The sequence below is a fragment of the Streptomyces marispadix genome, from assembly GCF_022524345.1.
Classification (GTDB): Bacteria; Actinomycetota; Actinomycetes; order Streptomycetales; family Streptomycetaceae; genus Streptomyces; species Streptomyces marispadix.
Genome location: NZ_JAKWJU010000002.1, coordinates 5,077,412 through 5,100,400, shown reverse-complemented (window position 1 = coordinate 5,100,400; position 22,989 = coordinate 5,077,412). Strand labels below are relative to the sequence as shown.

Genomic DNA, 22,989 nt, shown 5'->3' with positions numbered 1-22,989 from the left:
GCCGGGTCGCCAGGTGGCCGGGGTGGCCCAGGGGGGTGTACCGGCAACAGTCGCCGCATTCGGTTTCCGTCGATGCCGCGGGTTGTTTCGCGGCGGTGACGATGCGCGCCGCGGTGTTACGTACCGGTGAACTGCCGGAGAAGGCCGCCCATGCGAAGACGCGAAGGACCCGGGACGGAGAGTGCGGCGGGCGCCTTCGCGCCCCCGGCATGCAGAACCGGCCGTGACCGCACCCTGTACGACAGGAAACGGGGGGAGCCTGTCGGGTGTCCGGGGTGCCGGTCACGGCCGGTTGTCATGGGTTGGACGGATCAACTCCCGGATGGGTTCCACGAGTTCGTAATTATTTTGAGACCCGTCCGTGTCGGTCCGGCAGGCGCCGGTGCGGCCCCGTACGCGGATGGGCGCGACGGCTGCGTGGCTTGCGCGGACGCAGGCGTGGCGTGCGCCGATGCACGCGGGTGCGGCGGCCCGTGCTCATCCCGCCGCCGCGCCCGCCGTCTCCATGTCGGGCAGCTCGGCGGCCAGCCGCTCGCCGAGCTGCACCACCTCCGCCACCTCCCCGAAGTCGCGTGCGGCCCAGGCGGCGGTCCTGCGAAGGCGGTTGTTGACGCGTTCCGAACGGAGGCGCCTGGCCAGGTCGATCGCCTCCCCCGCCAGGTAGGCGCAGTGCTCCGGTTCCCGCTGGAGCAGATGCACGCTCGCCATGCCCAGCAGGTTCAGCGCGTACGAGCGGCGGTGGCCGCCGCCTTCGGTCTCCTCCGCCTCCTGCCGGAACAGCTCGACGGCGCGCTCCATCGCCGGCCGCGCCATCGACGCGTAAGTCGGGCTGCGCCCCTGGGAGTAGGCGAGGTCGCGGTAGGAGTGCGCGGTCTCCGCGTTGAGTTCGCCCTCGGAGAAGAAGCGGATCCAGTCCGGGTCGCCGTCCCCCGGAGTGACGTCCTGGAAGGTGTCCTCGGCCATGCGCACCGCCCGCCGGCACTTACCGGGCTGCCCCATGTTCGCGTACGCACGTGCCTCCATCGCGTGCAGCATCGCCTGCGTACGGGCCGTCGCCCCGTCGCGGCTGCCGTACTGCGCGAGGTGGATCAGCTCCAACGCGTCGTCGGGGCGGCCGAGATGGATCATCTGCCGCCCCATCTTGCTCAGCACGTACGAGCCGAGCGGCCGGTCCCCTGCCTCCTTCGAGGCGTGCAGCGCGAGTACGAAGTACTTCTGCGCGGTGGACTGGAGCCCGATGTCGTAGCTCATCCACCCGGCCAGCGCGGCGAGTTCGGCCGTCACACGGAACAAGCCGGCTTCCCACCGGCTCCGCGTGCTTCTCCTGAAGCAGGTCCGTCACCTCGTGGAGCTGCCCGACGACCGCCTTGCGGCGCAGTCCGCCGCCGCACTGGGCGTCCCACTGCCGGAACATCACCGTGGTGTGCTCCAGCAGTTCGACCTCGGGCATCGACAGTTTCGCCGTGCGCTGCCGCGCCGCGGACCGGCCCCTGGCGGGCATCGCCGCGACCGCGCCGCCGCCGCTGCCGTGGGCCGAAGACGTCGCTCCGCTGCCGTGCGGGGAGGTCACGGCAGCGGAGCCGGCGTCCGAAGGCCCCACGGCCCCCGCCTCGGGCGCCGACGGGCTCGGCACCAGCCAGCGCTGCATCGGCTCGATCAGCGAAGGTCCGGCCGAGACAGACAGGGAGGCGCCGAGGAACCCTCGCCGGCCGAGCATCAGATCGCTGCGCGTGAACTCGTTGATCATCGCTACGGTCTGCGGCCCGGCCCAGGGCAGATCGACCCCGGAGGCCGCGGGGGAAGGCCGGGCGGGACGCAGGCCGAGGTCCTCGACCGCGACGACGCAGCCGAAGCGCTCGGAGAACAGCTCGGACAGGATGCGCGGAATGGGCTCGCGAGGCTGCTCGCCGTCCAGCCAGCGCCGTACGCGGGATGTGTCGGTGCTGATGTGGTGTGCGCCCAACTGACGGGCCCGGCGGTTGACTTGGCGTGCAAGCTCACCCTTCGACCAGCCGCTGCGCATGAACCACGAACTCAGCTGCTCGTTGGGGAGCTTCTCGCCCTCACCAACCGGTAAAACCCCCATCAGTCCCCTCACCGCCCCCATGACACCCCATGCCTCCGGCATACCCACGAGGCGATACCGCCACCGTCGGTGTGTACCGAAAGTAATCCTACGATCACTGGCCGGGCGAGGGGGTTCGCAGAATCGCCACCATTCGCCACCCCTTCGAATGAACCCTTGTGACGCCGCACACGATTCACTTGACACACGACTCGGCCGATGCGGGCGGACGCTCACGCATGTGACCCGTCACTGTGCGCAGTGCGCTCGTAACCATCGGCAGGCAGGACCCGTTGGAGGGAGCATGGGATTCACGATCGGCGCCATCAGCGGTCTGGGCGGCATCCGCGACTCTCATCAGCTCCGCCCGGGCTCCCGCCGGCGCCACCGCGCCTCCGCCGCCACCGCAGTCGCCGAGTACACCGGCCTGTGGGGATGGTCCGTGGTCCCCGGCGCAAGGGCCGCGCGTGGAGCCGGGGGGCGTACGGAATGCTCATGCGGCGCGGCGGTCTGCCCCGCGCCCGGAGCGCACCCGCTCGACGCCTCACTCGAAGTGCCGCCAGGCGCGCCCTTCGACGAGGTGACCGCGGCCTGGGCGCAGTGCCCCGGCGCCGCGCTGCTGCTGCCCACGGGCCGCCACTTCGACGTCATCGAGGTCGCCGAGGCCGCCGGACGGCACGCGCTCGTAAGACTTGAACGCATGGGTCTGCCGCTGGGGCCCGTGGCCCTGGCGCCGCACGGCCGTGCCTGGTTCTTCGTCGCCCCCGGCGCCGCCGCCGAACTGCCCGAACTTCTCTACCGGATGGGCTGGGACGACGCCCGGCTCGATCTGCGGGGCCTCGGCGAGGGCGAGTACGTCACGGCGCCGCCGTCGGACCGCGGCGGGCTCGGCGCGGTGCGCTGGCTGCGACAGCCGACGCTGGAGGCCACGGCCCGTCCGCCACAGGCGAGGCTGCTGCTGGGCACGCTCGCGTATGTGTCCAACCGCTCGGCGGCCTGACCCGGCTCCCGGCTCTTCCCGCCCGGCCGGCGACGGCCGGGACGGTACGCCCGGCGCATACGCCCCACATCCGGAAACCGAGAGCCACGTGAGTCACGCGAGCCATACCCGGCGCACGAGCCGTCCGGACGTGGCAACGCCCCGCCCCCCGGCCTGACTTGAGGCACCGGGGGCGGGGCGCCGCATTGCGGACCCGTGCGCTCGCCGCGGCCACGCGGGGCTCGCGGAACGCCGTCCGCCGAGTCCCGCGCGGTCAATCCCCGCCGATCAGCGCGTCGACGAAAGCCTCCGGCTCGAACGGCGCCAGGTCGTCCGCGCCTTCCCCGAGCCCGATCAGCTTTACGGGTACGCCCAGTTCACGCTGTACCGAGACGACGATGCCGCCCTTGGCCGTACCGTCCAGCTTCGTGAGCACGATGCCGGTGACGTCCACGACCTCGGCGAAGACCCGTGCCTGTACGAGTCCGTTCTGACCGGTGGTGGCGTCGAGGACGAGCAGCACCTCGTCGACCGGGCCCTGCTTCTCCACGACGCGCTTGACCTTGCCCAGCTCGTCCATGAGCCCGGTCTTGGTGTGCAGCCGCCCCGCGGTGTCGATCAGCACCACCTCGGCGCCCTGCTCGGTGCCCTCCTTGACGGCCTCGAAGGCCACGGACGCCGGGTCGCCGCCCTCGGGTCCGCGCACGGTGCGGGCACCGACGCGCTTGCCCCAGGTCTCCAACTGGTCGGCTGCGGCGGCACGGAAGGTGTCGGCGGCGCCGAGCACCACGGACTTGCCGTCGGCCACCAGCACTCGGGCGAGCTTGCCGGTGGTGGTGGTCTTGCCGGTGCCGTTGACCCCGACGACCAGTGCGACACCGGGACGGTCGACCGGGCCCGCGGTCTCGGTGTGGACCGTACGGTCCAGGTCCGGGCCCACCAGCGTGAGCAGTTCGGCGCGCAGCAGCCCGCGCAGCTCCTCCGGCGTGCGGGTGCCGAGGACCCGTACCCGCTCACGGAGGCGCTCGACCAGCTCCTGCGTGGGTGCCACGCCCACGTCGGCCGTCAGCAGCGTGTCCTCGATCTCCTCCCAGGTCGCATCGTCGAGATGCTCACGGGAGAGCAGCGTGAGAAGGCCCTTGCCCAGGGTGTTCTGCGAGCGGGAGAGCCGGGAGCGCAGCCTTACGAGCCTGCCGGCGGTCGGCTCCGGGATCTCGATCGCGGGCTCGGCGGGGGCCGGAGCGGCGGGCGCCTCGGCCTCGGCCTCCGGGAGGCCGACCTCCTCGATCGTTCTTCGGGGCGCTTCGGCGGTGCCCACCGCCTCGTCGCCCACACGGGGTTCGGCGGGTGCGGTGGCCGTGCCCCTGGTGGCGGCGGGCTTCTCGCGGGCGGCCTTCTTCCTGCGGCCGCTGACGACGAGCCCGCTGACGGTGGCCAGCAGGACCACGGCGATGACTGCAACAAGGATGACGATTTCCATAGCCCGTCCAGTATCCGCCACCGTCAACCCTGCACCGGTACGCCGCCCCCGCACGCGCCGCCGCCCCGGCCCGTAGTGGAGGGGGACCGGGGCGGCGACCGTGCCAAGGAGTGGGCGGCGGGGGTCGGTTAGCCCATCTCCTCCAACGCCTTGCCCTTCGGTTCCGGCACCCACTTGAGCAGGAACGGGATCGAGAGCAGGGCGAAGACCGTGTAGATCACATAGGTGCCGGACAGGTTCCAGTCCGACAGGCTCGGGAAGCTGGCGGTGATGACCCAGTTCGCGATCCACTGGGCGGCAGCGGCGACGCCGAGCCCGGCGGCACGCAGCTTGTTGGGGAAGATCTCACCGAGCAGCACCCATACGACGACGCCCCACGAGAGCGCGAAGAAGAGCGTGAAGGTGTGGGCCCCGACGAGCGCCACGGTGCCCTGGGTGTCCGGCAGCGACACGTTCTTGCCCGAGCCCCGTACGGCCGAGAACGCCCAGGCCACGAGCGCGAGCGAGACGGTCATCCCGGCGGAGCCGATGAACCCGAGCGGCTTGCGGCCGATCTTGTCGACGAGCAGCATCGCGATGACGGTGCCGATGATGTTCACGATCGAGGTCGTGAAGGAGTAGAAGAACGAGCTCTCGGGGTTGATCCCCACGGACTGCCACAGCGTCGAGGAGTAGTAGAAGACGACGTTGATGCCGACGAGCTGCTGGAAGACCGACAGCCCGATGCCGACCCAGATGATGGGCAGGAAGCCGAAGCGCCCGCCGAGCAGGTCCTTGAACGTCGACTTGTGCTCGGTGCGCATGCCGTGCTCGATCTCGGCGAGCCGGTCGTCGATGCGCTCGTGGTCGCCCTCGACGCCCCGGAGCACCTCCCGGGCCCTGGCGTGCTTCCCGACGGAGATCAGGAAGCGCGGCGACTCGGGGATCACGAAGGAGAGCAGGAAGTAGGCGATCGACGGGACCACCATGATCCCGAGCATCCACTGCCACGCCTCGAGACCGGCCAGGTTCCCGCGCTGGTCGCCGTCGGCGAGCGTGAGGATCGCGAAGTTGACGAGCTGGGAGACGGCGATGCCGGTGACGATAGCGGCCTGCTGGAAGGAGGCGAGACGTCCGCGGTACGCGGGCGGCGACACCTCGGCGATGTATGCGGGCCCGATCACGGAGGCCATGCCGATGGCGACCCCGCCGAGGACGCGCCACAGCGCGAGATCCCACAGCGCGAACGGCAGTGCCGAGCCGACGGCGCTCACCGTGAAGATCACGGCGGCGATCTGCATGACGCGGATGCGGCCGATGCGGTCGGCGATGCGTCCGGCGAGTGCGGCGCCTATCGCGCTGCCGATGAGTGCGGCGGCGATCACCTGGGCCAGCATGGCGGAGCCGGCGTCGAACCTGCCGCGTACCGCCTCGACCGCGCCGTTGATCACGGAGCTGTCGTAGCCGAAGAGGAAGCCGCCCATGGCGGCCGATGCTGCGATGAAGACGACACGTCCGAGCGGGGCGGTGTGACCGCTCTCCGCCGGGGGCGCCGATGGTGAGGTGCTCGTCAAGGTCTCTCCTGCGTGCCCGGCGTGGGGACCGGGTTCGGGACTGTGTCGCCTCCGAGGCGTGCACGCACACTGCATGCGCCACAGCTTGAAGGTAAAAGTGACGTTGCAGAGACTATGACTTTAAGTATCGAAGTCAATAGGTCCAGACTGAATGAATGACAGTTACGACTGTCACGTACTCGTTCAAAGTGTGAAGAGAGGGTGCCCTGCGCCCCGTTGGGACCTACGGAGCCGCAGGCCGGGGCTCAACTCAGCCGCTGGCTGATGACCTTCGTCACGCCGTCGCCCTGCATGGAGACGCCGTAGAGCGCGTCGGCGACTTCCATCGTGCGCTTCTGATGAGTGATCACGATGAGCTGCGAACTGTCCTTCAGCTCCTCGATCAGACCGATCAGCCGCTGGAGGTTGGTGTCGTCCAGCGCCGCCTCGACCTCGTCCATCACGTAGAAGGGGCTGGGGCGCGCCTTGAAGATCGACACCAGCAGCGCCACCGCCGTCAGCGAACGCTCTCCGCCGGAGAGCAGCGAGAGCCGCTTGACCTTCTTGCCCGGAGGCCGGGCCTCGACGTCCACGCCCGTGGTGAGCATGTTCTCCGGGTCGGTCAGCACGAGGCGGCCCTCGCCGCCGGGGAAGAGGCGCGAGAAGACGCCCTCGAACTCCCGGGCCGTGTCGTAGTACGCCTCGGTGAAGACCTGCTCGACCCGCTCGTCGACCTCCTTCACGACCTGTAGGAGGTCGGCGCGCGTCTTCTTCAGGTCCTCCAACTGCTCGCTGAGGAACTGGTGGCGCTCCTCCAGCGCCGCGAACTCCTCCAGCGCCAGCGGGTTGATCTTCCCCAGCTTCTGATAGGCGCGCTCGGCCGCCTTCAGCCGCTTCTCCTGCTCCGCCCGTACGAACGGCACCGGCTTGTTGCGCGGATGCTCCGGATCCTCCGGCAGCTCCTCGCCCTCGGCGGGCGGGGACGGCGGTACGAGCTGGTCGGGACCGTAGTCGCCGATCAGCCCCGCGGGCTCGACGCCCAGCTCCTCCAGCGCCTTGGTCTCCAACTGCTCGACCCGCATGCGCTTCTCGGCGCCCAGCACCTCGCCCCGGTGCATCGAGTCGGTCAACTTGTCGAGTTCGTCCTTGAGTTCGCGGCCCTCGTTGCGTTCGGCGGTCAGCGCGCGCTCACGTTCGCTCTTGGCCTGGGCCGCCGACTCGCGCTCCTCCTGTGCACGCTCCAGGGACGCCTCTACATGTGCGAGAAGCTGCCGCGCACCGGAGGCCACCGCCCCGGCGACCTCCGCCTCGTGCCTCATACGGGCGCGCCGCCGCTCCGCACGGGCCCGCGCCTCACGCTCCGCACGCGCCGCACGGTCGAGCGAATCCGCCCGCCCCGCCAGCGACTTGACCCGCTCCTCGTGCGTACGCACCTGGAGGCGGGCCTCCATCTCGGTCTGCCGCGCGTTGGCGCCGTCGGCGGAGAGCCGGTCGCGCAGGGAGGTGTCGGGCTCGACGTCCTCGTCCTGCTGCGCCTCCTCGGCCACCGACAGGCGCTCCGCCAGCTCCCCGGCCTCCTCGTTCGCCCGTACCAGAGCGGCCTCGGCCTTCGCCACCGCGGCGGCCGTGCGTTCGGCCTCGCCGGCCGCCCCACGCGCCTGCCCGCCCAGCGTGCCGAGGCGCCCGGCGATCTGCGACTTCTCCTTGTCGGCCGCGCTGCGCCGCTTCCCCAACTCCTCGACGAGTGCCGCGCATTCACGGCGCCGTGCCGCCGCCTGCTCCTGCTGCTCGCTCAACTCCGTGTGCCGGGACGCCAGTTCCTCCAGCTCCGCGGCGGCCTCGTCCACCGACGCCTGCGCCTCCAGGAGGCTGGGCGCTCCGGCCGAGCCGCCGTGCGCGAAGTGGGCCCCGAGTACGTCGCCTTCGGCGGTCACGGCCACCGTGCCGGGCCGGTCGGCGACGGCCTGCTCGGCGTCCTCCAGCGTTCTGACGACCACCATGTCCCGCAGCAGTCTTCGTACGGCCGGCATCAGCTCGGCCGGGGCGGTCACCAGATGTGCGGCCGGGGTCGGCCCGCCGTCGCCGCCGTGTGCGGACCCGGAGGGCTCCTCCCCCGGCCCGGAGGCGGCGGAGCCCAGCAGCAGCGCTGCCCGGCCCGCGTCGTGCTTGCGCAGCAGCCGCAGCGCGTCCGCGGCCGACGAGGTGTCCGCCACGGCCACGGCGTCGGCGGCGGCGCCCAGTGCCGCCGCCACGGGAACCTCGAACCCCGGGGTGACGCTGAGCAGTTCGGCAGCGGGGCCCAGCAGCCCGCTCAGCGCCTCGCCCGCCGACAGCAGCGCGCCCGTGCCGTCCTTACGGCGCAGGCCCAGGGCGAGCGCGTCATGGCGTGCGGAGGTCGCCGCACGCTCCCGTTCGACAGTGGTGACGGCTTCACGCGCCGCGGAGAGCGCGGCCTCCGCGTCGGCCAGTTCACGCTTGGCGGCCTCGTGCTGCTCCGCGAGCTGCGTATCGTCCTCGTCCAGCCCCTCGACCTCTGCCTGGAGACTCTCGTACTCCTGCTGCGCCGCGGCGGCACGCTCCTGCGCCTCGTCCCTCGCCGTGGCCAGCCGGTCGATCTCGGACTGCGCCGAAGCGGCCCTGCTGCGGGCGGCGTTGACCTGTCCGTGCAGCCTCGCAAGGCCCTCGCGGCGATCGGCGATGGCGCGGGCGGCGTCCTTGAGGCGCCGCTCCTCCTCTTGCAACTGCCGCTCCAGCTCGGCCCGGTGCGAGACGGTGTCGTCCAGCGCCCGCTCGGCCGCCTCCAGCGCGGCCTCCAGCTCCGCCTCCTGCTCACGGATGCGTACGGCCTCGCGCTCCATGTCCTCCGGGTCGCGTCCGCGCCGCTCCTCGACCGGCTCGGCCGCCGCATGCTGTACGCGCTGGTCCGCGAGTCCGATGGTGCCGCGCACCCGCTCCGCGAGCTGCGAAAGCTCGTACCACGTCTGCTGCGCCCGCTCCAGACGCGGCGTCAGCATCCGTACCTGGTGCTCCAGGTCGGCCTCGCGGCGCAGCGCGTCCTTCAGCCGTGCCTCGACGGCGTCCTTGCGCTCCTTCAGCGCGGCCTCGTCCTCGATCTCCGACTTCAGGGCCTCCTTCAGCGTCACCAGGTCGTCCGCGAGGAGCCGCAGCCTGGCGTCCCGCAGGTCGGCCTGGATGACCTGCGCCTTGCGCGCGACGGCGGCCTGCCTGCCGAGCGGCTTGAGCTGGCGCCGCAGCTCGTCGGTGAGGTCCTGCACGCGGGCGAGGTTGGCCTGCATCGCGTCCAGCTTCCGCAGCGCCTTCTCCTTGCGCTTACGGTGCTTGAGGACTCCGGCGGCCTCCTCGATGAAGGCACGCCGCCCGTTGGGGTCGGCGTGCAGTACGCCGTCGAGCTGGCCCTGCCCGACGATGACGTGCATCTCGCGGCCGATCCCGGAGTCCGACAGCAGCTCCTGGATGTCCAGCAGCCGGCAGGTGTCGCCGTTGATCTGGTACTCGCTGCCCCCGTTGCGGAACATGATCCGCGTGATGGTGACCTCGGAGTAGTCGATGGGCAGGGCGCCGTCGGCGTTGTCGATGGTGAGGGAGACCTCGGCACGGCCGAGCGGCGGACGCCCGGTCGTACCGGCGAAGATGACGTCCTCCATCTTGCCGCCGCGCAGCGACTTGGCGCCCTGCTCCCCCATCACCCACGACAGGGCGTCCACGACGTTCGACTTGCCGGAGCCGTTGGGACCCACGACGCAGGTGATGCCGGGCTCGAAACGCAGCGTCGTGGCGGAGGCGAAGGACTTGAATCCCCGCAGTGTCAGGCTCTTCAGATGCACGCCGTCGGACTCTAGTCCACTTGCCGCCCGCACCTGTCCGGGACGGGCACCGAGCGCGGCGAACTCCCGCCGGTTCCATTCGGTTTCACCGCGTCAGGCCATGGGCACATCAGTCGGTAAGCGCGCGCCAACTGCCCACAGCACACGAGGTGGTGGAGGAAGAGGCCACCCGGAAGACCTGGATACTGAGGACCTGGAAACAACGAAGGGACGCCGAAGCGTCCCTCGCGGATTTCATGAGCGGCAGCCTGTACGCAAGGCCCGGCCCGGGAGCGGGTCGAGTCAGGTCAGCGCAGGCTCTGCCTGGTGTACGTCGATGTCGATTCCTTCGAGCATCGAGTCCTGATGCCGTGCGGCGGCGGACAGAGCGTCGTTCTCGGCCTGCATCCGTACGAGTTCGGATTCCAGGTCCTGGACACGCTGCTGAAGCCGTCGCATCTCGGCGAGGACTCGGGGGTCGGAGCCGCCGACGTAACCGAGAAGCGCCTTTGCCATGATCGATGGTCCTCCACACTGAGTGACCAACCCGAGTGGTGGCTGGTCGTGAGGGAAAAAATCGCGCCCGCTGTACCACTTCTGAACTTGTTTTTCCGGAGCAATCAGTCCGGTTGCGGGGGACTTCAAGCTTCTCACCAAAAGGTTTGACGGTCAACACGATCACACCCCGCGGCCCTGGGCGGCCCTTGCTCGACGGCGCTCGAACGCCGGAGACGGCGGCCCGCAGGGGGCGTGAAGATCACTCTCAACCACTCGTGGCGGCAGCCTTGCATGGTCAGCCCCGAATGGCAACCGGTTTGGATCATCGAATGGCGAAGCCGTTGTAGCCGCCACGCGGCCGGTCCCAGATCTCCGTGACGCCGTCGACCTGCCCGGGCGTGTCGCCGGATCGCAGCCACTCCAGGAGCTGTTCGCACTGCGGGCGCCGTCCCTCGGCGACCACTTGGACCCGTCCGTCGCCGAGGTTCACGGCGAAGCCCTCGAGTCCGCCGATACGCAGAGCGGCGGCCCGCGTGAACCAGCGGAAGCCGACCCCCTGGACCCGGCCGCGCACCCAGGCCGTCATGCGCGCGGGGACTGCTGACGCGTTATTGTCACCCGGCTTCGTATTACCCGAAGTCATGGCCGCACGCTATCCGGACATTTCCTCGGTCGGCACATGCGCCCCCTCTGTCATGCCGTAAAGTCCCGCGCAACAAGCTTCACCCGTTCGGGGGAGGCTTCGAAAGCCGAACATGTGAGGACTTTCTGAGATGGGCCGTCACAGACGTGTTTCCCACGCTCCCGAGCCGGTCGTCACCTACGACATGGCGGCTCGGCAGCGCGGCTCGCACCGCAGGCCGATCCCCCCCACTCCTCAGCGGGGCGGGTTCTCGGCACGGGCGGGACTCCTGGGAGCGTCCGCGGCGATGGCAATGGGTGCGGTGGCCGTCGCCTCCACAGTGGTTCCCCAGCCCGGAGGTACTGCCGGGACTCAGTACAGCGACGTCGAGGCCGGTGGTCCTCCCGACCAGTCGTCAAAGCCGAACGTGCCCGCGCCTGAGGGCGGTTCGGAGGACCCGATCGGCGACGGAGGCTCGCAGGGCGGCAACGTACCGCCGGACACCTCCCGTCCCGGCAATCAGGACCCGGGTTCCTCGCAGCCGTCGGAGCCGGGCGGCGGCAACGACTCGCAGCGTCCCGCCCCCGGGGACGGCCAGAGCGACGGGAACAACCAGGGTTCCGGCGCGGGCAACGGCCAGGGCAGCGGAGGCGGTTCGGACAACGGCTCCGGCAAGGGCAAGGCCCAGGGTTCCGGCGCGGGCAACTCCCAGGGTGCCTCCCGTCCGGTGGGCAAGACCACCCGCGACGAGGCCGACGTACTGGCGCTGGTCAACGACGAGCGCGAGGACGTGGGCTGCAAGCCCCTCAAGGCCAGCAAGGAACTCTCTGACCTGGCTGGGGACTTCAGCCGCGAGATGGCGATCGAGGGCTTCTTCAGCCATCTGGCGCCCGACGGTTCCAGCCCCTGGGACCGTGCCGAGGACCTCGGCATCCTCGACCTGGGCGGCGAGAACATCGCCCGCGGTCAGGAGAGCCCGGAGAGCGTGGTGGAGGACTGGATGGCCAGCCCGTCGCACCGGGCGAACATCCTCAACTGCGAGTACCGGACCATGGGCGTCGGTGAGTACATCGACGACGACGGCCCCTGGTGGACGCAGGACTTCGGCTACTGAGAGACGGCCGGCTTGCCCGCCCGCCCCGGCGCCACGGACACCGTGGACCGCGGGCGCGGCGGGCGCTGGCATGTCGGGCAGAAGTAGCTGGAGCGGTTCATCCACGGGCGGCGGCGCATCAGGGTGCCGCAGCGCCGGCAGGGCTCGTCCTCGCGCCCGTATGCGTCGAGTGACCGCTCGAAGTAGCCGGACTCCCCGTTGACGTTGACGTAGAGGCTGTCGAAGCTGGTGCCTCCGGCGGCCAGCGCCGCGTTCATCACGTCGCGTACATGGCCGAGCAGCTCCGTGGTGCGGGGGCGGGTCAGCGACGCGGTGGGGCGCTCGTAGTGCAGTCTGGCGCGCCACAGGGCCTCGTCGGCGTAGATGTTGCCCACTCCGCTGATCAGCGACTGGTCGAGCAGGGCCCGCTTGATCGTCGTACGGCGACGGCGCAGCGCCGAGTGGAACGCCCCCTCGTCGAAGAGCGGGTCCAGCGGATCGCGGGCGATGTGGGCGATCACGTCGGGGAGCGCGCCCGCGCCGGGTGCCACGGACTCGGGGTGTACGGAGAGCCCGCCGAAGGTCCGCTGGTCGACGAAGCGCAGCTCGCCGCCTTCGGTGTCGTCGAAGGTGACGCGGATGCGCAGATGCTTCTCGTCGGGGGCGCCGGCGGGCTGGATGAGGAGCTGGCCGCTCATGCCGAGGTGGGCCAGCACGCAGAAGCCGGGGTCGAGCGGCAGCCACAGGTACTTTCCGCGCCGCCGTGCGGGTCCGAAGCGATGGCCGCGCAGCCTCGCGGCGAAGTCCTCCGCGCCGGGGGTGTGCCGCCGTACGGACCTGGGGTGGAGGACCTGGACGTCCGCGATCGTACGGCCGCTCGCCCAGCGCTCCAGCCCGCGGCGGACCACTTCGACCTCTGGCAGCTCGGGCACGGCTTCTCCTCACGTGGGCGGGCCCCGGCGGCGGGCGCGCCGGGTGTTCCGAAGGGTCGCGCCTCAGGGGGACGGGACCGGGCGGCGACGTCTTCGGTCCCATGCGACGCCGGCGGTCCCGCGGGCAGTCGGTCCTGAGAGTCGGGGGTCCTGAGAGTCGGGGGTCCTGCGGGCGGTCCTGCGACGCCGCCGTTCCTACGACGAGGAGGCCGTGGCGTCCGTCGAGGCGCCCGAGGCGTCGTTCCCGGGCGACGCGGCGGCGTCCGCGGCCTCGCGGATCGCCCGCCAGGCCGTCTCCGCCGCCTGCTGTTCCGCTTCCTTCTTGCTGCGGCCGGTGCCGGTGCCGTACGCGACACCACCGACGCGGGCGGCAGCCGTGAAGATCTTCTCGTGGTCGGGGCCCGTCTCCGTCACCAGATACTCCGGGACGCCCAGGCCCTCGGCGGCGGTGAGTTCCTGAAGGCTGGTCTTCCAGTCCAGGCCGGCGCCCAGATTGGAGGACTGCTCGATGAGCGGGTCGAAGAGCCGGTGGATGAGTTCGCCCGCCGCCTCGAGTCCCTTGTCGAGATAGACGGCGCCGATCACGGCCTCCAGGGTGTCGGCCAGGATCGAGGCCTTGTCCCTGCCGCCCGTGCCCTCCTCGCCCCGGCCGAGCCGGATGAAGGCCCCCAGGTCCAGGCCCCGGGCGACCTTGGCGAGGGCGCGGGAGTTGACCACGGCGGCGCGCAGCTTCGCGAGCTGCCCTTCCGGGAGGTCGGGGTGCAGGCGGTAGAGCGTGTCGGTGACGACGAGACCGAGGACGGAGTCGCCGAGGAATTCGAGGCGTTCGTTGGTAGGCAGACCGCCGTTCTCGTACGCGTACGAACGGTGCGTCAGCGCACGCACCAGAAGGGCGGGCTCGAGTTCGTACCCGAGCCGCCCTTCCAGAGTCGCGTGGGTCGAGGCCTGGTCCACTACATCCGCCGCTGCTGCCGCCCTGTGGCTCTTGCCGCGACGGTCAGCGCTTCCATGGGGAGCGTCTGACATGGAGCCTGTCACCAGCCGATCAGACCTCGAGGACCTGTCGCTTGTTGTAGGTGCCGCAGTTCGGGCACGCGATGTGCTGCTGCTTGGGCTCCTGGCAGCGCTCGCACTTCACCAGGGTGGGGACCGCAGCCTTCCACTGCGACCGGCGGTGGCGCGTGTTGCTGCGCGACATCTTCCGCTTCGGAACAGCCACGGCTACTTCTCCTGTGAGTCATCCCCGGCTTCGCGGGGCGCGTCCTTCTCGCCGTCCTTCATGGATTCGGCGAGTCCCTCCAGTGCCGCCCAACGGATGTCGACGGCGTCATCGTGATCGTGTCCCGGGTCGTCCGCCAGACGTGCGCCGCATGTGGCGCACAGCCCGGGGCAGTCTTCCCGGCACACCGGCTGCAACGGCAGTGCCAGCACCACCGAGTCCCGCAGCACGGGTTCGAGGTCGAAGCAGTCGCCCTCGATGGAGAATGTGTCCTCCTCCTCGGCGTCGTCGCCGGCTTCCGCCGTGGGGCGGCTCCGGTCGTCGGCGTCGGGATAGGAGAACAACTCCTGGAAGTCCGCCACGCATTCCTGCTCCAGCGGCTCCAGACACCTTACGCACTCCCCCTTGAGCGGCGCACGGGCGGTGCCCGTGACGAGCACCCCCTCCATGACCGACTCCAGACGGAGGTCGAGCTCGATCGTCGCGCCGTCGGGAACCCCGATGACCTCGACTCCGAGGTCGCCGGGAGACTTCACCGAGCGGGAGAGCTCCTTCATCGCGCCAGGCCGCCGCCCCAGCTCCCGTGTGTCGAACACGAGGGGGGCTCGGGGGTCGAGGCGGGCGTTCAGAACTTCCTGCTTTCTACGGTGCGGCGCCGCCCGGCGGTGGATCTCCGGACAGCAGTCATCGCCATGTGCGCGTGACCGAAGAGCCAGGATACTGGACCGTCGCGCAGCGGCCCAATCGAGATCCGGCCGTCTCAGCCGCCCTGGCCGTAGCCCTGGCCGTGCCCGTTCCCCGGGCCTCCCGGTGAGGCGCCGTGGCGGGCCTCGTACTCGCGCACCTGGTCCAGGTCGATCATGCTCGTGTCGAAGAAGCTGGTCTCGTCGAGCTGCTGCCCGCCGTGGGCCTGTGGGTGGTTCTGGGGGTGCGCCTGCGGGTGGCCGCCGTAGGTCTGGCCCTGCTGGAGCTGGGCCTGCTGCGCGTAGTACGGATCGGGCTGCTGCTGGCCGTAGTAGGCGTATTGCTGCTGCTGGTAGGCGTAGGCGTCCTGACCGCCGTAGTACGCGTCCTGCTGCGCCTGCTGCGCCTGTGCGGCGTACGGATCGGCGCCGCTCGCGACGGGCTCGTAGCCGGGCTGTGCGGGAGCCTGCGGGACGGGCGCCGGGGGTGCCGGTGCCGCGGGCGGGCTCTGGCCCTGGCCGAGGGCGGCCAGGTCGGCCATGAAGTCCGCGTCGCTGGTGTGCACGCTCTGCTCGGCGGCGTCCTGTGCCGCCATGTGTGCTCCCAGTTCGTCGGACGGACGGTGGCCGAGCAGCTTGGAGCGGCCCCTGCCCACGGCCTCCAGCGTCTTGGAGAGCACCGCGGAGACCGAACCGAGCCTGGCGTCCACGTAGTTGTCGGCCCGGTCCCTCAACTCCTGCGGATCGGTGGAGCGTTCGGGAGCGTCCTCGGCGTACTCCTCGTTCCACTCCTCGGAGCCCGGTCCGCTGCCGAGCAGCTTCTCGCGGCCGCGCTCGACCGAGTCGATCGTCTTGCTCAGCACGACTTCGAAGTTGGCGAGCTTGCTGTCGACGTAGTCGTCGGCCTCGGCGCGGATCTCCGCCGCCTCCTGGCGTGCCTGGGCCAGGAGTTGTTCGGCCTCGGCCTGCGCCTGGCGGACCACCTCCGTGCCGGAGACCAGCGAACCGCGCTCCGCGTGCCCGGATTCGATGATCCGCTGCGCCTCGGCCTGAGCCTCGGCGACCATCTGGTCGCGCCCGCCGAGCAGTTGCTCCGCCTGTGCGAGCGAACCGGGCAGTGCTTCGCGCACTTCTTCGAGCATGGCGAGCAGTTCGGCCCGGTTCACCACGCACGACGCCGACATGGGCATCGCGCGAGCGCTGTCCACCGCCGTCACGATCTCGTCGAGTTTCTGCTGAACGTCCACGGAAGTGACTGTACGGCCAGTGGCGCTCGACTCGACAGCGGATGGCCCTACTCGGCGATCGCGGGCCCGGCCGGTGGAGCGCTCGACACGGCGCTCAGGGCTTCGCCAGCCGCGCCGTCAGCGCCCGCTGCACCGGCTCCGGCACCAGGTGGGAGACGTCGCCGCCCCAGGTGGCGACCTCCTTCACGAGGCTGGAGGAGAGGAAGCTGTAGGTGGGGTTGGTAGGTACGAAGAGCGTCTCGACGCCGGAGAGGCCGTTGTTCATCTGGGCCATCTGCAACTCGTAGTCGAAGTCCGAGACGGCGCGCAGCCCCTTGACGATGGCGGGGATGTCGCGGTCCTTGCAGAAGTCGACGAGGAGTCCGTGGAACGCCTCCACGCGTACGTTGCCGAAGGCGGCGGTGACCTCGTGGATGAGGTCGATGCGCTCCTCCACGGAGAACAGCCCCCGCTTCGACTTGTTGATCATCACGGCCACGTAGACCGAGTCGTAGAGCTTGGAGGCGCGGGCGATGATGTCGAGGTGTCCGTTGGTGATGGGGTCGAAGGATCCCGGACAGACTGCGCGACGCACTGGTGGTTCCTCGCTCTCCGGACGTTGGGGGGTCTGTGGGGTGTCCGCGGAGTTCAGCATGGTGTGGGGGCGCCTCCGCTTGCGGCGGCGCGACCGTACCAGAGCGTTCCCTCGCCGTAGCGCCGGGACCTGAGCCCCTCGAACCCCTCCGGCCAGCGGAACGACCCGCCGCGAGTACTGCGCTCAACGGTGACGAGCGCTTCGCCGGCCAGCCAGTGCCCGGAGCGGAGTGTGAGCAGAATCTCGCGCACGTGTTCGTCCGTCATGGCGTACGGCGGGTCGAGGAAGACCACGTCGTACGGGTCCGAGGGAGGGGGCCCCGCGACGGTCTGCTCGGCCTTCGCGTGCCGCACCTCGGCGCCGGGAAGCCCGAGGGCGCGTACGTTCTGCCGGATGGTGCGGGCGGCTCGGGCGTCCGACTCGACGAGCAGTACGTGCGCGGCGCCGCGCGAGAGCGCCTCCAGGCCGACGGCTCCGGAACCGCCGTAGAGGTCGAGTACGCGTCTGCCGCGCCAGGCGTCCGCGCCGGAGGCGCCCAACTGGGCCTCCCAGCTTGAGAACATCCCCTCGCGCGCACGGTCGGAGGTGGGGCGCGTGCCCTGGCCGGGCGGCACGGTCAGCCGCCGTCCGCCGACGGCTCCTGCGATCACGCGCGTCATGGGAGTGCCCTTCGTCTCTGGTGGGGTGTGCGGGGGGGGGTAGTGGGGGGCGCGGTCCGCCGACGGAACCGAGGATCCCACGGCGGGCAGCGGCCCGCCGGTCCCGTCAGCCCTTGTCCAGGTAGTCCTCGCGCTCCTCGTCGAGGAGCGCCGACAGCGCCGTACGCAGTGCGGGCAGCCGCTCCAGCTCCGGATCGTCGGCGACCACGGAGTTCGCGGCCTGGCGTGCGGCCTCGATGATCTCCTCGTCGTCGATCACCGCGAGCATCCTCAGCGACGTACGGACCCCCGACTGCGCCTGCCCCAGCACGTCGCCCTCGCGGCGCTGCTCCAGGTCGATGCGGGACAGCTCGAAGCCGTCGAGAGTGCCCGCCACGGCCTCCAGCCGTGCCCGTGCCGGGCCCGCCTCCGGTGCCTCCGTGACCAGCAGGCACAGGCCCGCCGCGGAGCCTCGGCCGACTCGTCCGCGTAGCTGGTGGAGCTGGGAGACGCCGAAGCGGTCGGCGTCCATGACGACCATGACCGTGGCGTTGGGCACGTCGACGCCGACCTCGACGACGGTCGTGGCGACGAGGACGTCGACCTCGCCACGGGCGAAGCGGCCCATGACCTCGTCCTTGGCGTCGGGCTGCATCCGCCCGTGCAGCGCCTCGACGCGCAGCCCCGCCAGCGGTCCCTCGCGCAGCCGGGCGACCGTGTCGAGCACGGAGAGCGGCGGTCGCCCCGCGTCGTCCCCGTCCTCGGCGCCGGAGGACTTGCCCGCCGCGGGCTCCTCCTCGTCGCCGATGCGGGGGCAGACGACATACGTCTGGTGACCGGCCTCTGTCTCCTCCCTTACGCGCTCCCAGGTGCGGGCGAGGAAGTGCGGCTTGTCCCTCGCGGGCACGACGTGGCTGGCGATGGGCGAACGGCCCGCCGGAAGCTCGTCCAGTACGGAGGTCTCCAGGTCGCCGAAGACGGTCATGGCGACGGTGCGGGGAATGGGCGTGGCCGTCATCACCAGCAGATGCGGCGGCTGAACTCCCTTGCCCCGCAAGGCGTCACGCTGCTCGACGCCGAAGCGGTGCTGCTCGTCGACGACCACGAGACCAAGGTCGTGGAAGCGGACCTTGTCCTCGATGAGCGCGTGGGTGCCGATGACGATGCCGGCCTCGCCCGTGGCCAGGTCCAGCAGGGCCTGGCGGCGTGCCGCCGCACCCATCGAGCCGGTGAGCAGCACGACCTTCGTGGCCTGCTCCGCGCCGCCGAGCATCCCGCCTTCGGCCAGCTCGCCCATCATGCCCGTGACGGAGCGGTGGTGCTGCTGGGCGAGTACCTCGGTGGGCGCGAGGAGCGCCGCCTGGCCGCCGCCGTCGACGACGTTGAGCATCGCGCGGGTGGCCACCATGGTGTTGTGGGTGACCGTGAAGTGGTCGGTGACATAGGCGTGTTCGGGGTGGCGCACGCTGATGCACTGCACGGGCTTGCGGCCCACGGGTTCGGCCGCCCGCACATGGCGGCGCAGCGACTCGGGGTCCGTGGCCTGCCCTGCGCGGCCGGACGTGCGGCTCGGCGAACGGAACGGGGCGTACTCGGCGGGCAGCAGCACCTCGACTCGTGACTCGGCGGGAGGCCCGGCGGGCGGTGCGGCGTCCTGCTCACCGGGGTGTCCGCCGGGGCGCACGGGCGGCTCCGAGCGCCGCTCCGGCGTGATCCGCGCGTGGCCTCCCAGCGAACGGGCCAGCCACGCCACGTCCTCCACAAGGGTCCGTGAGGCCGAGCGGAAGACCACGGGGCGCTCCTCCTCTGCGCCCGCGTCCACCCCGCGGGGCGCACGCTCCTCGTCCGCACCGGCGTCCAACAGGCCCTGGAGCAGGGCGAGTCGGTTCTTGAGGGAGTCCTCCTTGCACTCCCGCGGGACAGGGCTGTGCCTGCCGGGCCCGCCGCACCTGCGGCCCGTCGCGTACGGATCACCTTCGGCCTGCGCGGGAGCGCCGAGATCCACGGGAACGGCCTGCGGGAGACACCACTTCGGCGAACCCCCCGCCGAGGCGAGGTCGTTACGGATCTCCCGCGTGGTCAGCACCCGTGGCGCCTCTCCCCTGCGCCAGGCGCCGGCGGTGCCCGCCAGCCACAGATGCTCGTCGTCGCACTCCACGCTGCTGCCGTCGGAGAGAGTCAACCGCCAGACGTCGCGCTCCCCTTGGGGAAACACTCCGTCGACCGGCGCCCGCTCCCCGGAGGGCGTGATCACCTCGTCTCCGACCTCGATACGGCCCATCTCGCGGAAGCCGCCCGGGGTGAGCACGAGGGCGTCCAGCGGCTGTGCCTTGCCGGAGCCCACCTCGCCCTGGAGGAGGCGGTGCATGGGGTGTTCGGCGGCGAGGTCGTCGAAGATCTCACGGCTCACGTGGCGCTGCCCCTCGGTGAGGGTGAACGGCAGCTTCGCGTCGAAGGCGTCCAGCAGGCCGCCTTCGACGGGGACGCGGGCGACGGCGGGCAGCCGTGCCTCGGCCACCCTGCGCCTGGCGAGGGCGACTTGGAGGACGAACGCCTCGTCCCACTTCAGCCTGTCGCGTGCCTCCGCGACGTCCGCCTTCGAGCGGGGCCTGTGCACCTTCTCGAACGCCTCCGGCAGCGTGATCAGCCGCCGCTCCTCCCGTACCGCCGGGGGCAGCGGGTCGACGAGTCCGTCCCAGCCGGTGGCCTCCATCGACGCGAGCACCATGCCGACCGCCTTGGCGATCTTCCAGGACGCCATCTGCGCGACTGCCGGATAGATCGGCATCAGCCTGTTGGCGAAGGCGTCGACGTCCTCGCTTCCGCTTTCGGCGCCGAGCTTCTCGTACTGCGGATGGGCAAGCTGGAGGCGGCCGTTGAAGATCCCGACCTTGCCCGCGAACATCGCCCGCGTGCCCGGCTGGAGGTCCTTCTGCGGGGCGTAGACGCCCCGTCCGAAGAAGACGAGCTGCAACTGGCCGCTGCCGTCGGTGAGAACGACCTCCAGGCGCTGCCCCTTGCCGCGGTTGTACGTATGCACCCTGGACTTGGCGACCTGCGCGACGACCGTCACATGCTCGTCCAGCGGGAGGTCGGAGAGGCGCGTGAGCTGGCCGCGCTCCTCGTACCGCCGGGGGTAGTGGTGGAGGAGGTCGCCGACCGTGTGCAGGTCGAGGTGCTCGGCGAGCACCTTCGCGGTGCTGCCGCCCAGATGCTTCTTCAGGGATTCGTCGAGCGTCACGGACACAAGCCCATTGCACACCATCGCGCTGACAGAACGGGTGTGGCGGAGGGGCCGGGTGGGATCTACGCGTGTGCGGTGCGCCGGGGGCTCTCCGGCTCGGCGTCCTTCCGATTCCGGTGTCCTTGCGGTTCCGGCGTCCTTGCGGTTCCGGCGTGCTTCCGTTCCGCGTCCTTGCGGTTGCGCGTCTACGAACGGCGATCGTGTACGTGCCCGTACGTGCCCGCTCCCGGGCGGGATACCGTTCCGGCTTGCTCACGCTGCGGACGCCCGGCTCACTCGACGCCGATGAGCAGCAGCGAGGAGTGCCCACGGCCTTCGTAGACCACCGTGTCGACCGCGAGATGGCGGCTGCGCACCTGCTCCTCCAGCCGCTCCGCGAGCCCGCGCGGCGCGTGTTCGCCGACGACGAGCGTGACCAGCTCGCCGCCCGCCGAGAGCATCCGCTCCAGCACCTCCGCGGCCGTCGCGGCGACGTCGTCGCCGATCACCACCACGTCGTCCTCCACGAGACCGAGCGCGTCCCCGGCCTCGCAGACGCCCGCCATGGTCCAGAACCGCCGTTCGGCGACGGCCACTTCGCCGTAACGGGTCGCACCGGCCGCGTTCGTCATGGCGACCACGTCGTCGTCGAAGCGGCGTTCCGGATCGTGTACGGCGAGCGCGGCTATGCCCTGCACGGCCGCACGGGTCGGCACGACCGCCACCCGTAGCTCAGGTACGGCGGCACGCGACTCCTCGGCCGCACGTGCTGCCGCCGCGTGCAGATCACCGTCGTTGGGCAGCAGCACGACCTCCGCCGCACCGGTCGCACGCACGACGGCGGTCAGAGGTCCGCCGTCGCGGCCCTCGCCGCCCTCCCCGCGCTCATCGCCCTGCTCGCCGCCGGTCAATTCCTTGGCCCGTACGACCGATGCGCCCGCCTCCTCGCAGAGCCCGGCAAGGCCGTCGCCGTTGACCACGGCCACCACGGCGCGGCCGTGTGGGGGCTCCTCGCGGTCTTCGGCGTCCGCCCCGCTCCCGGGGTGCCCGGCGGGCTCAGGGGCGCAGTGCTCGCCCGTGGCGGCCCTCGTGAGGTGGGTGATGCGGATGCGGTGCGGCCTGCCCGCGCCCACGCCCGCCTCGACCGCGGCTCCGGCGTCGTCGACGTGCACATGGACGCTCCACAGGCCGTCACCGCCGCCGACGACGAGCGAGTCGCCCAACTCGTCGAGGCGTTCCCGCAGGGCCGCGACGTCGCCGTCGTCGGCGTCGAGCAGATACATCACCTCGTACGCCCCGCCGCCGTCCCCGGCGTCGCCCGCCTCCGAGCCCGGCGAACGGCCGACGCCGTGTGACCGGCCGCCCTCGGGTGACCGGCCGCCCTCGGAATCGGAGCCTCCGCCGGTTCCCGCTGAGCGTGCGTCCGTACGGCGTGCGCGCCGCGAGGCGCCGCCGTCGGCGACCCCGCCTGCGAGGGCGTCGGCCAGCGCGCCGAGCACGGCGACCAGGCCGCTGCCGCCCGCGTCCACGACACCGGCACGGCGCAGCACATCGAGCTGGTCCGTGGTCTCGGACAGCGCCTCCCGCGAACGGTCGTGAGCGGCGAGCGCGACCGCGGCGGCGTCCGCCCCCGGGTCGTCGCGGACGGTACGCACCGCGGCCTCGGCCGCCGCGGTGGCGACGCTGAGCATCGTGCCCTCGACGGGCCGGGCGACGGCCTCGTACGCGGACTCGGCTGCCCGCCGGAGGGCCTCCGCCAACAGCCGCCCCCCGCCCGGGACTTCGGCACCCCCGCCCGCATCCCTCGCGTCCGGGTCCAGGTCGGGGTCCACGTCGAGGTCCGCGCCCCGGTCCGCGTCCGGGTCCACGTCCTGGTCCGCGCCGTAGACCTCGGCCATGCCGCGCAGTAGCTGGGCCAGGATCGTGCCGGAGTTGCCGCACGCGCCGAGCAGCGCACCCCGGGCGAGGGCACGCAGCGCGGGCGCCGCGGAGCCGGGCGGCTCCTCGGACCGCCGGGAAGCGCCGTCGGCGCCGCCGTCCGGTTCGCCGTGGAGGGCCTGCGCGGCGGCGTCCAGGGTCCGGTGGAGGTTGGTGCCGGTGTCGCCGTCGGCCACCGGGAAGACGTTGATCGCGTCGATCTCCGCACGCCCTTCGCCGACCGCGTCCAGGGCGGACGCGATCCATTCCCGCACCACCGCGGAGTCGAACGGCTGCGGCACGTGAGGACCTCCTCCGGTCTGTGTCCCGTCTACGGCCTGCACGGGCCCCGTCCGCGACGAGCACGACGGACGGCTGCGGCTGCGGCTGCGGCTGCGGCTACGGCTACGGCTACGGCTACGGCTACGGCTACGGCTACGGCTACGGCTACGGCTACCGAAGG

At 71.4% G+C, this 22,989-nt stretch carries 16 protein-coding genes and 1 pseudogene; 2 read left to right on the top strand and 15 right to left on the bottom strand.

What is annotated here, in order from left to right:
- Positions 1 to 477 precede the first annotated feature (477 nt).
- Positions 478 to 2,086 (bottom strand): annotated as a pseudogene (locus MMA15_RS21385) (NsdA family TPR-like regulatory protein).
- Positions 2,087 to 2,369: 283 nt separating this feature from the next.
- Here MMA15_RS21385 and MMA15_RS21380 point away from each other — a divergent pair.
- Entirely contained in the window at positions 2,370 to 3,065 is a 696-nt protein-coding gene (locus MMA15_RS21380) for a bifunctional DNA primase/polymerase (protein WP_241061737.1), read from the top strand.
- 253 nt (positions 3,066 to 3,318) lie between these two features.
- Here MMA15_RS21380 and ftsY read toward each other — a convergent pair whose 3' ends face one another.
- The 5 genes from ftsY to MMA15_RS21355 all read right to left on the bottom strand — a co-directional run bounded on the left by ftsY (position 3,319) and on the right by MMA15_RS21355 (position 10,964).
- Positions 3,319 to 4,524: a signal recognition particle-docking protein FtsY gene (gene ftsY, locus MMA15_RS21375; RefSeq protein ID WP_241061736.1), complete on the bottom strand. Its 1,206-nt coding sequence runs from the start codon at positions 4,522 to 4,524 to the stop codon at positions 3,319 to 3,321.
- A 128-nt stretch (positions 4,525 to 4,652) separates the two neighbouring features.
- Positions 4,653 to 6,077, bottom strand: a complete 1,425-nt coding sequence (locus tag MMA15_RS21370) for a sugar porter family MFS transporter (RefSeq protein ID WP_241061735.1) — start codon at positions 6,075 to 6,077, stop codon at positions 4,653 to 4,655.
- Between the two features lie 245 nt (positions 6,078 to 6,322).
- Positions 6,323 to 9,901, bottom strand: coding sequence for a chromosome segregation protein SMC (gene smc, locus MMA15_RS21365; protein ID WP_241061734.1), 3,579 nt, complete (start codon positions 9,899 to 9,901; stop codon positions 6,323 to 6,325).
- A gap of 282 nt (positions 9,902 to 10,183) precedes the next feature.
- A complete protein-coding gene (locus tag MMA15_RS21360; protein ID WP_028435389.1) occupies positions 10,184 to 10,396 on the bottom strand; it encodes a hypothetical protein in 213 nt (70 codons plus the stop codon).
- A 304-nt stretch (positions 10,397 to 10,700) separates the two neighbouring features.
- On the bottom strand, positions 10,701 to 10,964 hold the full coding sequence (locus MMA15_RS21355; RefSeq protein WP_241061733.1) for an acylphosphatase: 264 nt from the start codon (positions 10,962 to 10,964) through the stop codon (positions 10,701 to 10,703).
- A 343-nt stretch (positions 10,965 to 11,307) separates the two neighbouring features.
- On the opposite strand from MMA15_RS21355, the gene MMA15_RS21350 reads away from it, so the two are divergent.
- Positions 11,308 to 12,114 (top strand): CAP domain-containing protein, encoded by an 807-nt coding sequence (locus MMA15_RS21350; RefSeq protein WP_241061732.1) that lies wholly within the window; start codon positions 11,308 to 11,310, stop codon positions 12,112 to 12,114.
- On the opposite strand, the gene mutM is transcribed toward MMA15_RS21350, so the two are convergent.
- The 9 genes from mutM to MMA15_RS21305 form a co-directional block, all read right to left on the bottom strand.
- Positions 12,108 to 13,025 carry a bifunctional DNA-formamidopyrimidine glycosylase/DNA-(apurinic or apyrimidinic site) lyase gene (gene mutM / locus MMA15_RS21345; protein ID WP_241061731.1) on the bottom strand — a complete coding sequence of 306 codons (918 nt, stop codon included), beginning with the start codon at positions 13,023 to 13,025 and terminating at the stop codon, positions 12,108 to 12,110. The genes MMA15_RS21350 and mutM overlap by 7 nt on opposite strands.
- Before the next feature lie 195 nt (positions 13,026 to 13,220).
- Entirely contained in the window at positions 13,221 to 14,051 is an 831-nt protein-coding gene (gene rnc, locus MMA15_RS21340) for a ribonuclease III (RefSeq protein WP_241061730.1), read from the bottom strand.
- Positions 14,052 to 14,070: 19 nt separating this feature from the next.
- Positions 14,071 to 14,244, bottom strand: coding sequence for a 50S ribosomal protein L32 (gene rpmF / locus MMA15_RS21335; protein WP_028433405.1), 174 nt, complete (start codon positions 14,242 to 14,244; stop codon positions 14,071 to 14,073).
- A gap of 2 nt (positions 14,245 to 14,246) precedes the next feature.
- Positions 14,247 to 14,801 carry a YceD family protein gene (locus MMA15_RS21330; RefSeq protein WP_241061729.1) on the bottom strand — a complete coding sequence of 185 codons (555 nt, stop codon included), beginning with the start codon at positions 14,799 to 14,801 and terminating at the stop codon, positions 14,247 to 14,249.
- 203 nt (positions 14,802 to 15,004) lie between these two features.
- Complete coding sequence (locus MMA15_RS21325) at positions 15,005 to 16,174, bottom strand: cell division initiation protein (protein WP_241061728.1); 1,170 nt, start codon at positions 16,172 to 16,174, stop codon at positions 15,005 to 15,007.
- Positions 16,175 to 16,268: 94 nt separating this feature from the next.
- The gene (gene coaD / locus MMA15_RS21320) at positions 16,269 to 16,748 is read right to left on the bottom strand and encodes a pantetheine-phosphate adenylyltransferase (RefSeq protein ID WP_241061727.1); all 480 of its coding nucleotides are present in this window, start codon (positions 16,746 to 16,748) and stop codon (positions 16,269 to 16,271) included.
- A gap of 53 nt (positions 16,749 to 16,801) precedes the next feature.
- Entirely contained in the window at positions 16,802 to 17,407 is a 606-nt protein-coding gene (gene rsmD / locus MMA15_RS21315) for a 16S rRNA (guanine(966)-N(2))-methyltransferase RsmD (RefSeq protein ID WP_241061726.1), read from the bottom strand.
- A gap of 106 nt (positions 17,408 to 17,513) precedes the next feature.
- Positions 17,514 to 20,627, bottom strand: coding sequence for a helicase-related protein (locus MMA15_RS21310; protein ID WP_241061725.1), 3,114 nt, complete (start codon positions 20,625 to 20,627; stop codon positions 17,514 to 17,516).
- Between the two features lie 275 nt (positions 20,628 to 20,902).
- Positions 20,903 to 22,828 (bottom strand): DAK2 domain-containing protein, encoded by a 1,926-nt coding sequence (locus MMA15_RS21305; protein WP_241061724.1) that lies wholly within the window; start codon positions 22,826 to 22,828, stop codon positions 20,903 to 20,905.
- Between the last annotated feature and the right edge of the window lie 161 nt (positions 22,829 to 22,989).

Coding starts and splice junctions, on each gene's coding strand:
- MMA15_RS21360 (WP_028435389.1), bottom strand. CDS start 10,396: ATGGCAAAGGCGCTTCTCGGTTACGTCGGCGGCTCCGACCCCCGAGTC.
- MMA15_RS21380 (WP_241061737.1), top strand. CDS start 2,370: ATGGGATTCACGATCGGCGCCATCAGCGGTCTGGGCGGCATCCGCGAC.
- MMA15_RS21350 (WP_241061732.1), top strand. CDS start 11,308: ATGGCAATGGGTGCGGTGGCCGTCGCCTCCACAGTGGTTCCCCAGCCC.
- rnc (WP_241061730.1), bottom strand. CDS start 14,051: ATGTCAGACGCTCCCCATGGAAGCGCTGACCGTCGCGGCAAGAGCCAC.
- MMA15_RS21330 (WP_241061729.1), bottom strand. CDS start 14,801: ATGAAGGAGCTCTCCCGCTCGGTGAAGTCTCCCGGCGACCTCGGAGTC.
- rsmD (WP_241061726.1), bottom strand. CDS start 17,407: ATGACGCGCGTGATCGCAGGAGCCGTCGGCGGACGGCGGCTGACCGTG.
- MMA15_RS21355 (WP_241061733.1), bottom strand. CDS start 10,964: ATGACGGCCTGGGTGCGCGGCCGGGTCCAGGGGGTCGGCTTCCGCTGG.
- ftsY (WP_241061736.1), bottom strand. CDS start 4,524: ATGGAAATCGTCATCCTTGTTGCAGTCATCGCCGTGGTCCTGCTGGCC.